The sequence below is a fragment of the Salinimicrobium oceani genome, assembly GCF_012037645.1.
In genome coordinates this window covers 1-400 of the sequence record NZ_JAAVJR010000869.1, presented here as the reverse complement: position 1 = coordinate 400, position 400 = coordinate 1, and the positions used below count along the sequence as shown (strand labels likewise).

The 400-nt window shown below is 42.2% G+C and carries 1 protein-coding gene; it reads left to right on the top strand.

Annotated features, from left to right (window positions below):
* Window positions 1–400 (top strand): DNA topoisomerase (locus tag HC175_RS19805; RefSeq protein ID WP_235942705.1); only part of this gene is annotated, 400 nt, incomplete at both ends.

Here is a 400-nt window from a genome sequence, read left to right as displayed (position 1 = left end):
AATTTCTACGATCCAGAACCGAAATTATATTGAAAAAGGTTCAGTGGACGGTACCGAACGTAATTACGTACAGCTAACCCTGAAGGGACAGAAAATCAATGAGAAAAAGCTTACTGAAACTGTAGGTAGTGATAAGGGAAAACTCGTGCCGACAGATGTAGGAATGGTGGTGAATGATTTCCTTGTCAACCATTTTTCAGGAATTCTGGATTATAATTTTACCGCCAAGGTAGAGCAGGATTTTGATGAAATTGCCGAAGGTAACGAGGAGTGGACTAAGATGATGAGGGATTTCTACAATGATTTTCATCCTCATGTAAAAGACGTGGCCGAAAATGCCGACCGGGAAGTTGGGGAAAGGATCTTAGGAAAGGACCCTGTTAGCGGAAAGCCGGTAAGT